11 protein-coding genes and 1 riboswitch are annotated in these 14,225 nt (G+C 39.5%); of the genes, 3 read left to right on the forward strand and 8 right to left on the reverse strand.

Annotated elements, in window-relative coordinates:
- Positions 1-196 precede the first annotated feature (196 nt).
- Entirely contained in the window at positions 197-1,012 is an 816-nt protein-coding gene (gene zupT, locus BLR86_RS10525; protein ID WP_090761110.1) for a zinc transporter ZupT, read from the reverse strand.
- Between the two features lie 278 nt (positions 1,013-1,290).
- Complete coding sequence (locus BLR86_RS26020) at positions 1,291-1,761, reverse strand: hypothetical protein (RefSeq protein ID WP_090761112.1); 471 nt, start codon at positions 1,759-1,761, stop codon at positions 1,291-1,293.
- A gap of 364 nt (positions 1,762-2,125) precedes the next feature.
- On the opposite strand from BLR86_RS26020, the gene BLR86_RS10535 reads away from it, so the two are divergent.
- The gene (locus tag BLR86_RS10535; protein WP_090761114.1) at positions 2,126-2,782 is read left to right on the forward strand and encodes a 5-bromo-4-chloroindolyl phosphate hydrolysis family protein; all 657 of its coding nucleotides are present in this window, start codon (positions 2,126-2,128) and stop codon (positions 2,780-2,782) included.
- Complete coding sequence (locus tag BLR86_RS10540; RefSeq protein WP_090761116.1) at positions 2,779-3,960, forward strand: toxic anion resistance protein; 1,182 nt, start codon at positions 2,779-2,781, stop codon at positions 3,958-3,960. Before BLR86_RS10535 ends, BLR86_RS10540 begins: the two co-directional genes overlap by 4 nt.
- Before the next feature lie 41 nt (positions 3,961-4,001).
- Here the strand turns inward: BLR86_RS10540 and BLR86_RS10545 are convergent, their stop codons facing one another.
- The gene (locus tag BLR86_RS10545; protein WP_254782300.1) at positions 4,002-4,892 is read right to left on the reverse strand and encodes a D-alanyl-D-alanine carboxypeptidase family protein; all 891 of its coding nucleotides are present in this window, start codon (positions 4,890-4,892) and stop codon (positions 4,002-4,004) included.
- 236 nt (positions 4,893-5,128) lie between these two features.
- Positions 5,129-5,214, forward strand: a riboswitch (cyclic di-GMP riboswitch).
- A gap of 47 nt (positions 5,215-5,261) precedes the next feature.
- Here BLR86_RS10545 and BLR86_RS26025 point away from each other — a divergent pair.
- A complete protein-coding gene (locus BLR86_RS26025) occupies positions 5,262-5,429 on the forward strand; it encodes a hypothetical protein (RefSeq protein WP_175492853.1) in 168 nt (55 codons plus the stop codon).
- A 314-nt stretch (positions 5,430-5,743) separates the two neighbouring features.
- On the opposite strand, the gene BLR86_RS10550 is transcribed toward BLR86_RS26025, so the two are convergent.
- The 5 genes from BLR86_RS10550 to BLR86_RS10570 all read right to left on the reverse strand — a co-directional run bounded on the left by BLR86_RS10550 (position 5,744) and on the right by BLR86_RS10570 (position 14,148).
- Positions 5,744-8,542 (reverse strand): GAP1-N2 domain-containing protein, encoded by a 2,799-nt coding sequence (locus tag BLR86_RS10550; RefSeq protein WP_254782311.1) that lies wholly within the window; start codon positions 8,540-8,542, stop codon positions 5,744-5,746.
- A gap of 5 nt (positions 8,543-8,547) precedes the next feature.
- Positions 8,548-9,816, reverse strand: a complete 1,269-nt coding sequence (locus BLR86_RS10555; RefSeq protein WP_090761120.1) for a TRAFAC clade GTPase domain-containing protein — start codon at positions 9,814-9,816, stop codon at positions 8,548-8,550.
- A 12-nt stretch (positions 9,817-9,828) separates the two neighbouring features.
- Complete coding sequence (locus tag BLR86_RS10560; protein WP_090761122.1) at positions 9,829-10,467, reverse strand: hypothetical protein; 639 nt, start codon at positions 10,465-10,467, stop codon at positions 9,829-9,831.
- Between the two features lie 65 nt (positions 10,468-10,532).
- Entirely contained in the window at positions 10,533-11,798 is a 1,266-nt protein-coding gene (locus tag BLR86_RS10565) for a vWA domain-containing protein (RefSeq protein WP_090761124.1), read from the reverse strand.
- On the reverse strand, positions 11,785-14,148 hold the full coding sequence (locus tag BLR86_RS10570) for a tubulin-like doman-containing protein (RefSeq protein ID WP_090761126.1): 2,364 nt from the start codon (positions 14,146-14,148) through the stop codon (positions 11,785-11,787). Before BLR86_RS10570 ends, BLR86_RS10565 begins: the two co-directional genes overlap by 14 nt.
- Positions 14,149-14,225: the final 77 nt, after the last annotated feature.

The raw sequence follows: 14,225 nt of genomic DNA on the forward strand, positions 1-14,225 counted from the left end.
GTGAATATGAAACGAATTATCACGTTAATGGGTAAGTAATAGCCCATTATTTTACCTTTAAAAATCCAAAACACGAAAAAAGATTAGGGAATGTTCAAAAACATCCCTAATCTTTTTAATTTTTATTGCGGTAAATTTAGATTGCCTATATTTTCAGCAGTCTCCAGCATTGCTGGCTTTTTTTATTTGCTATAGGTTAGATGAATAGTAGAAGGCTGAGTGCCATTACCGCCATACCAGCAATAAGTCCATAGATGGATAGGTGGGTTTCATCATATCTTTTTGCTGCAGGCAATAATTCATCAAGGGATATAAACACCATAATCCCTGCAACTGCCGCAAAGATAACTCCGAACATAATATCATTCAAAAAAGGCATTAGGAAAAGATAGGCGACAAGGGCACCAACCGGTTCAGCTAAGCCTGATAAGAATGATAGTTTAAAAGCCTTTTTCTTATCGCCGGTTGCAAAATAGACGGGTACGGAAACGGCAATACCTTCTGGGATGTTATGAATGGCAACCGCAACAGCGATGGCAATCCCTAGTGCAGGGTCTTGTAATGCAGAAGTAAAGGTTGCAATTCCCTCTGGAAAGTTATGGATACCAATAGCTAGTGCCGTAAATGTCCCCATTTTTAAAAGGTCGGGCTTTTTCCCATCGATCGTAGTTGGCTGCTGTTTCATATCCTCAACTGTTTTCAATTCATGCGGGTTTGATTGCTTCGGGATAAATTTGTCGATCGCAGCAATTAGGAGCATACCACCGAAAAAACCACCAACCGTTAACCAATTTCCAGGAACCACACCCATGGCATCCACAAGCGCTACCTTTGCTTTTACAAAAATCTCGACCATCGAAACATATATCATTACTCCAGCTGAAAAACCGAGGGTAACAGATAAAAATTTTGTATTCGTATGTGATGTGAAAAATGCGAGCAGACTTCCTATGCCCGTCGCAAGGCCAGCAAATAAAGTCAGACCAAATGCTAGTAGCAGATTCTCCGTCATGTTCTCTTCTCCCTTTGTTAACATAGTTGAAAGTTTAGAATAGTATTATATATGTGTGAACACAGAAATGTTTCCTTTGAGAAACATTTTACACCTACTGAAACAAAAAAACAGTAAAAATATTTGGTAAGTAAGAAAAAGCGTGAACACTCTTGAATGTTATTCAAGGACGTTCACGCTTAACCGATTTATTTAAGGCTGTTTTCTGCTAAAACACAGCACAATCATTAATTTTTGTTATAAAAAGCAACAAAGTCTAAGAAACGAGCCTAATATAATTAGTACCTAGGGCCGAAGCCGCCACCATACCCGCCTCCGTAACCACCCATTCCAGGACCATATCCTGGTCCGGCCATGCCGTATCCAGGTCCATATCCGGAATAACCACTAGGGTATCCATAACCATAACCATGCCCATACCCGCCATACCCAGGATTGTAGCCGCCAAGACTTGAGCCTAAATAGCCTAATCCGAGACCAAGCAGCCCTGCTCCAACATTTCCTAAATTAAAGCCACTGTGTTGCCCACCTCCGGGATGCCCACCACCATGATGTCCACCACCATGATGCCCGCCGCCGTGTTGCCCGCCGCCGTGTTGCCCGCCGCCATGATGCCCACCGCCATGATGCCCACCGCCATGATGTCCACCGCCGTGTTGCCCACCGCCGTGTTGCCCACCACCGTGTTGTCCACCACCATACTGTCCACCAAATCTAAAATCACCGGGCATTCCAAATGGTTGATACATTTGGCATCTCGCTCCTCTATCTATAAATTTTTATCATATTACCCTCATATCCTATGTACATCTGGGTATTCCTCTTGGACTAAAGCCCAGCTTACTAAATCAGATTACTTTTGGCGGACTACTGTCCACCTGGGGTGGAAAGTGTCCACGAGCGGTGCCTGTCACCATTAATTGTCACCATCAAAAATACGTCTTAAGTCTTAGTTTTCTTTACTCTTGTGGTCTATGGAAAGCAGGAGTTTTATGGTGTATTGTTGAAGTAATGAGAGATGTTAACTATGAACTTAAGAATAGTGTCTTGGTGAAACATTTCCATTGTTCATTCGTATGAATATAAAGGATTTTTAGTCAGGAGTCGATTAGGATGAACCGATTTTTATCGTTTCTTGTTCAAAGTTTTGTGACTGTTCCATCCGCAACAGTGGCCTTGTTCGTAAGCTATTTTGGTTTCCATCAAACGCTTTGGCTTTCGTCCGCTATTGCTTTAGGTGGCGGGGTCATCGTCTACAATATTACCGCCGCCATTATGACTTCTCGTTTTTTGAAGAAACATCAGCTTACGAGAAAAGAATACAGATATATAAAGAAGAATTTAAATGAGTCCAAGCAAAAAATTAAACGTTTAAACAAATCGTTATTTACGGTTCGTGATCTTCCGACATTGAAGCAGAGACTGGACGTGCTCCGTATTACAAGGAAAATTCAAAACATGACACAAACTGAACCAAGGCGCTTTTATAAAGCAGAAAAGTTTTATTTTTCTCATTTAGATTCAGTAGTAGAGTTAACAGATAAATACCGATTTTTATCGCAACAACCTAAAAAAAGTCACGAGATTGATGTTTCATTATATGAGACCCGTCAAACGTTAACAGACCTAACAAAGGCATTAGAAGAGGATCTCTATGATGTCATTTCTGACGATGTCGATTCCTTGAACTTTGAAATTGATGTGGCGAAACATTCCATTAAAAAACTAAATGATACTAAATATATAGACGAACGCAGGAGGCCAAAATGAGCGAAAACAACTTACCACAGTTGAATAAATCGGGGAATTTATTAGACGATATTCTAGCCAACCCTTTTGGTGATAACGCGGTTGCTCAACAAGCACAGCCATCACCACAGCTTCAAGAAGCAAAACCGACTAAGCTGATTGATGTCATTCCAGAAGAAAACCGGGCAAAGGCATATCAGCTTGCAGAACAAATTGATCCGAGGAACCACCAAGCGATGATTACGTACGGTACCCAAGCACAAGGGAAGCTTTTGAGCTTTTCTCATACCATGCTCGAGCATGTTCAGAAAAATGATATTGGTGAGGTTGGAGAAATAATCAGTGATTTAATGAAGAGACTTGATGAGGTTAATCCTGAAGAGTTAAAGGATGGGAAGCCATCCTTTTTCGGACGTATTTTTGGAAAAATCTCTAACTCACTGCAAGAAGTACTATCAAAGTATCAAAAGACCGGTGCACAGATTGACCGTATCAGTGTGAAACTCGATCGCAGCAAGAACGTGCTTTTATCCGACATTAAATTATTGGAACAACTTTATGAAACAAATAAAGAATACTTCCATGCATTAAATGTTTATATCGCAGCGGGCGAAATTAAGCTGGAAGAGCTTCATCAAAAAACGATACCAGAAATGAAAAGGGCAGCAGAGACAACAAATGATCAAATGAAATTCCAAGAAGTAAACGATATGATCCAGTTTGCCGATCGCCTGGATAAACGTCTATATGATTTGAAATTGAGTCGTGAAATTACCATTCAAAGTGCACCACAAATCCGATTGATTCAAAATACGAACCAAGCACTTGTGGAAAAAATACAATCGTCGATCATGACAGCTATTCCACTTTGGAAAAATCAAGTTGCAATTGCCTTAACCTTAATTCGTCAGCGCCATGCGGTAGAAGCGCAGAAAAAAGTTTCGCAGACTACAAATGAGCTGTTATTGAAAAATGCTGAAATGCTAAAAACGAATACGATTGAGACGGCAAAAGAAAATGAACGTGGTCTTGTTGACATTGAGACACTCAAGAAAACACAGGAAAATTTAATCACGACTCTTGAAGAAACAATGCGGATTCAAGAAGAAGGGCGCCACAAACGCCGCATAGCGGAACAAGAACTAGCAAATATGGAAAATGATTTGCGAATAAAACTATTAGAAATAAAGGGAAAATAGAAAAGAGTCAAGTTCCATTGCCAACGGAACTTGACTCTTTTTTAGTTATTAACCGGCACTGCATTATAGTATTCTTCTAGAGTAATACCATTACTCATGATTTCAAGCGCAATCTCTTTCCCTACATAACGAAGGTGCCAAGGCTCGTATTGATAACCGGTTATGATTTCTTTACCGCGTGGATATCGAATGATAAACCCATATTCAGCTGCATGAGTTTCAAGCCAAATCGCTTCTGGTGTACCTCCAAAGCAGTCTTCAGCAGCACACTTTCCATTTCCACCGGTAACATCAATAGAAAGACCTGTTTCATGCTCACTCGTACCAGGCAATGCACTATATGTTCTTGCCTTTTCATAACCATCTTTGTTGACATAATAGTTAAATAATGTTGTTTGGGTTGCATGTGACCGATAAGCAGACACACCTAAAAGAGAAATCTCTTGTTCTTTGGCACCTGCAAACAATTGATTAATTGCTGTTGCGGCTTCTGCACGCATTTTACGCTTTTCATTTGTAGCATGTGAAACAAATGGAATATCGGCAAAAACAAGATCTTGTGGATTATAACTTTCCGGCAATTTATTTTGTTTATTAACCAGTACAGGAATACTTTCTGGATTGGTAATAACATGGATACTATCATCATTATTTTTTGCTGGAGGTGCCTCTGGTGAATGGTTTGCTGGAGGTGTTTCCGCATTTTGTTGTACAGGTTTCGAGTTGTTTATAGGTTTATTCACATCAGCTGGTTCTCGCTTTTGGACAGATAGATTGGGTTCACTTGAATTATTATTTGTATCTGATAGTTCCCCAGAAGCACCCAGAGAAGGTTCCGTATTGGTTTTGGCAAACAATATTTTTTCGGAGCAACCTGAAAGTAGTAGAGCCATCACGGTTATACCACCGATTAGAAAAAGACTTTTTTTCACAACATAACACCCTTGCTTTTTAAAATAGTATAAAGGATAAACTTTTGAAAAATGAGTTCTACTAAAAGTAAAAGTCAATATAATACATTATGTAACATCATTCGAGATTCAACAACGTATTTTTTTAGAAATAGGCAAGCCAGTCTACTTAAAAACAAGGGGAGGTTAACAAAATTAGGACCTAAGACTCTTTATTATCAGAAAGTTGTATCATATAGTTAATTTAACTCATAAATCGTACGAAACGGCAAAGCTATTGAAAAATGGTGACGCAAAACTAAAGGGGCTAATGTTTTTTTAACGATGCCAGCCAGTTACCGAACACGATCCTCGGCGATTTATGTAAATCATTTGAGGGGGTTTTCTGTGATGTTAAAAAGTGTGTTATTAAAAGGAAAATATTATTATCATCTATTTCAGTATCGTCATATCGAAATGATGCAGCATGATTGTTTATGTGAGGAACTTAAATGTGAATTAAAGGTAAAATCTTTATATCATAACAGTAAAGCAATTGAGCTTGGTGCAAGAATATAAACGAAAAGCTTTGGGTAATCCCAGGCTTTTTTTAGTTGCAAAATTTATCATTTGTGGATAACATTGTGTAAAATGTGAATAACTGAATAACTATTGTGCATAACTATATCCTAATTGGGGATAAGTTTTTCTTTTGTTGTGGAAAACTGGTGCGCAATAAAGAATGTGCTGGATTCTTGTGGATAAGTAATGCGCAAAAAAGCACCTGCCCAACTGGGTGCCTGTCACCGCTCGTGGACACTGTCCACCCCAGGTGGACACTCCTAATGAAAAAAGGTTTCAAACGAATTAATCGTTTGAAACCTTTTTCTTTTTTATTGTTTTTCAAATTGTTGGTTAATGTAGGCGTACTTTTCTGCCTGGCCTTGGTCGCTAAGTAGTTCTAGTGTGTTATCTACTAGTTTAGCAACATTCAGCCCTCTCACTGCCAAGTCTGCCCGGAGACCGACATTTCCATTTTCGGAAATCGGACTGTACACCCAAACGAAAGATTCATATGTTTCATTCATTGCCATAATGACCACTTCGGAGGTGCCATTTTTATCGAAATCGTACTCCGTATGGTAGAGGGAAAAGTTTTCTTTCAAAACACCCTGATCATCAAAGGGTGAAGCTTCTGAATCAATAATCAAATCAAAGGAGGATTCAACATTTTGGTTGTTCGTTAATTTTATGCTTTTTCCACCGGTTGGATTTGCTTGTCCAAACGATAACTGCTGTTGTTGTCCATCAATAGAAAATACATAAGGGTTCTCTGCATCCCATACTTTAAAAGACTCCAAAGAAGGTTCTTGTTTTTTGGCTTCCTTTTTCGCTGTTGCGGAGGCTGCACTAGATTTTGAATCAGCTGCATTTTCCTTTTGACCACCTAAAAAGTCAGACCCTAGATATAATCCGACGCTTCCAGCCACAAGAACAATCAGTACTATAATGGAAAGATGAATCCCATACCTTTTAAAAAACTTAACGATTGGACTTGCTGTTTCATGTTGGACCTCTTTAATTAATTTTCTAAAACTGACCGTTGAGATTTGTTGAAGTTCTTTTTTAGCCGTTTTATTTTTCCAAATCGATCTTGGATGGGATTTCAAATATTTCTTCAAGGCTCGATGGTAGTGATGATCGAGCTGAAGATTTTTGGTCGTCCACTTAATAAATGATAACACCAGGTCATCGTCACCATGTTTACTTATATAAGCAAAAAGTTGCGGATAATGAAAACTGCCATCCTCATTATTAAAGGCTGCCAATAAATGGTGGAAATACTTTTCAGATAAGTTATTGCGTAAAACATTTTTTAACACGTTCCGAAGCTCTTCACGGCTAGCTAGTGACAACGGCTGAAGAAATAATTCTACCGAAACGACTGGACTGTTAAATAGTTCATGAAGGACCCTCATAATCTTGTACTTACGAATCACCAGTTTATCCGGAATCTCTTTCACATTGAGTTTTCCTGTTGATACGTATGCAAATGTATCTATATCCTTAAGCGTCAGATTCTTGAAATCCAATGCTTTCAATAAGGTAATTTCCGTGGATACCATCATCATCTCTTTTATTTTTGAAAAATCAACATCCTGGTTGGCTATCCTAAATTCCTTAACAGCACTTGCTGCTTGAAAAATATCAGAGGAATCACTGATAGCTTGGGAAGTCTTTTTCATGATAAGTGACTGAAAACCTCTATTTTTAACTAAAAATGGCACTTTAAGTAGAAGTTGATTAATCTCGCCTAAAATATCCTCGACACGAGTAAGGTTGAATTTTTTAGTAAGATAAAGATCTAAAATTTGTGTGTAATCTGGACGCAGTGTAATAAACTCCATTAATGGATCGTACGTATCAATACTTCCTTCTACTAACTCCATTAACGTATGAAAGATAGGTTCACTTTTATAATAGTCTAATGTATTGAGAATAAATTCCAGCCCTTTATCATGAAGGGAAATCTGGTTGAATTCCAACACCGCTTTAACAAAATCAATCGCAGTTTCAAGCTCTACCGCTGCTTTTTCTTCTTTTAAAATTTGCAGAAATAGCTGTTCTAAATTATCCTTTACCGCATTTTCCACTTTTAAAAAGGTCAAAAGGCTATAAAGGAAACTAAGTTTATGTTGCTGATAAAAATTTGCAGACCCGTTCAGCGTCTGGTAAATGGCTGTTAACTGATAATAATTCGTTACTTGCAGCTGATATTCTTCCGATAAGCCGAATAACGCCTTTTCAGCAAACTCAAAGAATTCATCCAGTTTGTTGCCAACTAACAGCTGCTCCCAGGCAAAGTTCAAGTATTCATGCTGACCTACCAGGTCAACACCTGAAAATTTCTGATTTGCAAAATCGAATATGTATTGTTTTTCCATAGAGCGGTCATGGTAATTCAAGGTTCCAGGTTCAAAAAACATGACATGTACGTATTTTTTTCCTTCAGGCTCACTTGTAAAAGTCATCGCCCCTAATTTCCTGCGATAGCTAAACGGTAAATAATGAAAAATCAATTCTAGTAATGTACTAGCCATTTTCTTGTAGCGATGCAGCTCTGCATTAAGAGAAATATAGACCTTTTTCTTCCCGGCAATCGAGGACATGACCGCAAAAAGCAGCTGCTTAAAGAGAGATTCTGTTATACCTAACTCTAAAAGAAGCTCATTCTTGTTTGCCAAAATGTCGATTCCATCCCAGCCTAGTTCAGTCACTTCTGGCAGGACATGACCCATGCTGACATCATAGGAGGTTTTAAAGCTGTTTATCTGAAACAGTCTTGCCGGGGTCTTTATCCACTCGTCTTTCCAGCTTTCAGGAATAATATAGTTGTCCATAAAAAATGTACTCCGCTGACCGGTGAAGTCAGCGGGGACATATACAGCCTGACCAATAATTAAATCTCCCGTTTCCGGCTGGATCAAGGTTAGCGCTTCCGGATAAAGGGCGGGATCCTTTTCACCACGCTCTGTCATCATTTTCGGTGATTGATACGAACAAATTGGATGTAAATATTTTTTTACAAAGGCTTGATCCAGATCTTCGGATATGGCAATGGTGTCATAGCCATCACCTGAATGAAAAATACCGCCGCGTTCCCGGGTATAAACCTGCTGTCCAATCTTCATTCCACTCACTGCTCATGTCTCCCTTCAATAAAACCAAGCTTGTATAGCAGCCAAATGAACGGTTCATCGACGCGGACCGGACTAATGATTCCATTTACCTGTCGATCAACCGGATTGCTTCCCAGTGCAGAAACAGCAAAAAAGGCAGTGTCTTTAAAATAAACATCTAATGCATTAATAAACGCAATATCGACCTTCTCAAGAAAGCGTCGAATTTCACCATTAATATTTTCAAATTCATTTAGGTTCAGATGAGCGCGATGGGTCACGTTATGAAAGACATTGCTATTGCTGCGAATGTAATCACCATTTTCTTGTGCCAATGACCCCAATAGATCACTTTTGGTTAACACAACGGCTGTTGGAATTTTTGTTTTACTATTCTCCTGGTGAGCAATAAAGTCACCAAACAAAGAAATAACAACCTCACGAGGTTCATCAGCTTGGCCGACAATTTCGCCCGGTTTTTCACCCATAAGATGGATTAATTTTTCTCGAATGGTCCGGATTTGCATCGGGTCAACCAAAAAGAGGATCCCCGATGAGTTCTTGATGTGGGAGGCATGGAGCTTAATATAATCCTTATCTGTCATTCCTTCACCTGCCACATCGAAAAACACAAGTGTTAAGGGTGCTTGGTCTTCGTCTTTAAAAACAAATTGAAAAATAAATGGCTCCTGCCGTCTCGTCTTTTGGGTCGAGTCAAGGAGATTGCCATTTTCAAACAGCGGAATTTCATACTCTTGGCGAAAACGTCTGCTAATTCCATTATCGAGAGGAATACAGGCGGCATCAAAGTTGTTGGCTGTTTTACGCTGCAGGGTATGGATTAACGATGTCATATAAACAGACTTACCTACAGAAGTGGCACCAACAATCGAAACAATATTGCTTGGATGCTTTCCAGCTGTCACCGGCAGGTCGTTATGGCATTCTGGGCATAGTCGATTCCTGGTCACGACGGAATACTTATCGGAAACACCCATTAACACGCGGTCAGAGTAAAGCTTATTTTCATCGGGTATCATCGAAGGATGGATAATGGCTTCGAGCTCATCGATGGGTGCCAGGCCAAACTTTTCCCGATAGTGATTCAAAGCTTCATCTTCCTGAAGCGCTAAGGCTTCGTCATCATCGCGGTGATGGGCGGCGCGGAACACAACATCCTCATGATGAAATTTTGAGAAGCAGTAAGGACAAACGATATCATAAAATGGTAATCTTTCAGGCTTTGATTCTTTTTTTTCGAACATACGCTTAAGTAATCCAAACATGTGATGACCCCCTTAATCGGGAATAAGCTCGTATATTTCAGCTGACTTTTTCCCGTGGCTAAAAAAGATTCGAATAAATTCGTTTTGAGCAATTTCCATTTCTACTAACTGTGTCTTTCCAGCGGGAAAGTCCTGAATAAACGGAAAATAGGTTCCGTCTTCCTTTGAGATTGGCACAGATTCTCTTTTCCGTACATAGCACAATAGCTCTTTATCGAGCGGAAGCTCGGTCATAATCGACATCTTTACCTTTTTCTTGTTTTGGAAAAGCTTCTTTTTATAAGAAATAGAATAATAGATTTTTGCTTTTTCTCCCGTTATAAATATCAGGTTTTCATCGTTCTCCTGCTTGAAAAGATGCAGTTTGCCTTCGAGCTTTTGACAAGGAAAAATTCGAAAACAGATTTTGCCGATCGAGTCCAATTTGGACAAATAACCTTGATTTGCTTTATATTCCTCGCGGGTGTACAGCTTTATATGATGCTCATCAAGCTCCTCGATCGAACCAAGACGATCGGCAGCAGCTTTATAAATGTAGACAAAGTCAATTTCATTTGGCCAAAACCATGTCAAATGAAGCTCAGAATCTCTTATCGTGCTTTTGAGATTTTTTATTTCAAGGTCAGGGGAAGGAATAGGTTCCCAATTCACCAGTTATCACCCCTTCATCTAAGGATGTTTTTCGCATGCTTTTTGTTAACATTTTGGCGCCAAGCTTAAAAGCTCTTTTTTACAGTGTCTTTATTAGCATAGCTCCTAGTGGAAAAAGCAGGTCTTCCTGTCGCGGTCATGGGCCCAGAATATTTCTCCTTAATCGGAATCACCATGGTTCCCAAACCAGTAAATGCTGTTAACAGTACGGCAGCAATGAACCGATAGGTCAGCGGTGAGACCCCGCCTTGCTGGCCTATTTCTAAAACAAGCCCAGCCAAAATCCCCGAAAGGAGGCCGGTAATCACATAGCTTTTTGCTAGATAGCGATTATCAAAGATCATGCCTAGCATTAAGCCAAAAAGTCCCCCAACTAAGGTTAGTAGGATCACGCGAAGTACCGCTAAGTAAGTACTGTCAGCAAACACTCCATGCCTTTCTGTAACGAGTAAGCGGTCTTGATTTTCTAAGTAAATTTTCTCAAAAACCTTTGACAATTCACTAGCATTGTTGACGTTATGAAAAGACCCGCCAGTACCTGCGGCAATTTGTTTTAAAAGCTGTGCGCCGCTGCGATCGATTTCACTCATTCCCACCGTATTAATAACGATTCCTTTTCCCAAATAGGGTTCAATCACCGATTCAAGGTTAAGCTCGCTATAACCATCCGAAAATAAGATCACCATCGGAGTGCGGCCAGGCTGCTGATTGTCCTCAATATGACGTATGGCTGTATCTAAAGCTTCCGCAATATCGGTTTGTCCAGTAGCTTTTAGTTGGTCAATTTTCTCAATGGCGTCTGTTTTTTCCTTACCATCACCAATGGGGAACATTTCCTTTGTAATAAACGCCTCATCATTAAAAGAAATAATCGCGGCACGATGGGTGGCCTTCATGGTGGAAATTAGCTCTTTTGCCGCTTGTAGACTTTCCTTCTTTGGATCACTCTCGTTCATACTATCAGAGATATCAACGACCATGACAAGATCGTCAGGCGATTGGATTTTTGAAAAATTAATCGAATATAGGAATTGAAATACTAGTCCGGCAATAAACAGCATCACGAGTGTTGCGGGTACAAGAACTTTCCATGACTGACCAGAATATTCGAGCCGCCAGCTTTTCCCATTGATCACGGGTGAAATGATTTCAGCTAGCAGACAGAAAAGACCAGTGATGAGGGCTAACTGACCAAAATAGACACCCATTAACAGGATGTTCGGCCAAACACCATAATAGGAAGACAGTAACCATTCACCGACAACTGCGCCAATAATACCAGCCAAGATGCTAAAGATAAAAAATAGAAAACTAAATTTACGGATGGGCATGGTTCTCCCCCTTTAAGCTTGATGAATCAGCATGTAAGTGATAGCCGTTACGTAAATAAGCTTGGTAATACCTTTCACCATTTCGGTAATACAGTAAGTCCATTGATTGGAAGCCGCCCATGAGTACCAGCTTTTCCATTCCGCTGCTTTTCTTTTCGTGGGCACAGCCGACTTTATAATGACTTGCCTCGTTTTCCTTCTCAAGGGCATAGGTCATAAACGTACTATAAAAATCACCAACAAAATAATTTTCCTCATGACGGTGCTCTTGCGAATAGTTATAAACCTGTATATGTACGGCTGCATTTTCTTGTAAGTTTAGATATAGGTGTCTAAATAATTCATCTTTTGAAAGGATGTCCTTGTTTTCATAGACACTGTTCACATTCGCTCTTTGTAACAATTCATCCTCAAAGCTGTGTTGAAACTCTTCCTGACTTAATACTTCACGACGGCAAACTTCAAGCAATCTTTCAAGAAAGCCATTGGCGCCGCTATCTAACAAAGAGAGCAGATTTCCGAAAAAACGCTCCTCGGAGAAAAAGTTAGGTCCGCGTTTTTCTTTTAATCTATTTACGATCTCATGAACAATACTTTTATAGTATTCAGGAATGTTTTTTCCTAAATACTCATCCTCATCATAAAGACTTTCAGCAGCAGTTTGTTTTAAATAGGAATGGACCTGATCGATATCGTCGATTTTCCTTCGTAAGGAATGGTGTTTTTCCTCAAGTGCTTGCTGGTAGTGCGTTAGTATCACAAGTTTTATCTGAAGCTTTAGAATCTGATATTTTGTTCCATAAACAGTTTCGAAAAAATAGTTTTGATAGCTTTGGAGATTTTTTTTATCAGAGAATGGTAGGAACGACCTCTTAAAATCGCAGGTATCAACCTGTTGCTGGTAGAGCTGCTCTAAGGTGGCTTCCGCTGCCATTAGTTGTTTTTTCGTTTCACGGGCAATTTTTTCTGCTTCCAAACGTACACTTTGCTCGGACCAATCAGAAGTCCATACATAAGCACAATAAATGCCATATTGATCATTATTAATGATTTTTTCATCCAAGAGTCTTTGGATATGCGCTTTTAGTTTTAATTGCTTCAGTTCATGACTCAGCGGCTCTTCAATATTTGTAAAAAAGAATTTCCTTGTACCACCGTCATAGAGAAAGTCCTCCGCTTGTTTGACCGTCATTTTTCTTACTTCTTGAAAGGAGGTGGTCATCCCCAATAATCCGTTCATATCCTCAAGCTTCTGATAAGGCGGAAGGAGGGTGGTGAAGTGCTTTTCAAAAGCAGCCTCATTCAGCTCGAACAAGTCGAGAATTTTTTGTAAAGGCTGCACACTCGTTGTTTTAAGCATCTCAATCATTTCTGCACAAAAAAGACTAGCTGCGTTAAGGGTAATGGCTTTGGTTGGTACGTTTACTTTTGCAAATCCAGCAGAGGCATAAACCGGCTTGCCATGATTTCCCTTAATTGCAAGCCGAAAAGCAGCATGATTGTAGCTATCCATTTTTTCATGATAATCTTTTATCAATTTGCGGTTTTTTAAAAGATTTAAATGGCTAATCATTTCATAGTTTTGTTGAATGGCTTCACTCGAAATCAGCCCAGTTTCATTTTTGTCACTTAATAAAAAAACTAGATCAAAAAGTGGAGCAGAAGAGTGACTAACTGGAATTCTTAATAAATCGTCTGTTAGCTGCAATTCCTGATGGAAGCTATAATGATCGTGTTGCAAGCTATCAAGTTCTTTTAAAAAACTAATCCCATTTGCTGCCGCGAGGGCATAATTATCTTCATCCTGCTTTTCTTTTATCAGCCCATACAAATCTACTTCAATGCTCTTAAATGATTCGTGAAGAATGCTTTTTAACAATAATGTCATTTCTTGGATGAGGATATTGGCGGGATCATCAATAGCTGTAATCACACATAGGTTCAACCTCTCTAAGGAGGAGTAAGACTTACCGTTTTCTGCCACTTTAGAAGAAAGACTACGGATCGTCCTATTGATTTCAATTAATTTCGAATCATCCTCATAAAGCGATTCAAAAATCTTTTTGCGTTTCTCGACTGTGTCAAAGCTTTGGCCGGGAAGTTGGGCAGAAAAGACGTTATCTTTGTTGATGGTCTCAGTTTGATACACATGAAAATAAACAACACCAGCGCTATTGTGCCATTTTTCATCATTTATCGTCATGATCGACTTTAGAGCATCAAGAACCTTGTCTCCCAAGAATAAAAAGACTACAGGGTAATGGACACTACGCTGTTCAAGGTCTTCAAGTGTCATCTTTTCAAGGTGATTGGAAAATTCTATCGCAAAAGATTGCAATCGGTCTCTCAAGCTGTCTCCCCCCGTCTAGACAATATTCTTTCTTTTTACAACCGGCCACTAGCCTTTGAATGCCAGTGGCCAAGGAT

Source organism: Bacillus sp. OK048 (genome assembly GCF_900103525.1).
Classification (GTDB): Bacteria; Bacillota; Bacilli; order Bacillales; family Cytobacillaceae; genus Neobacillus.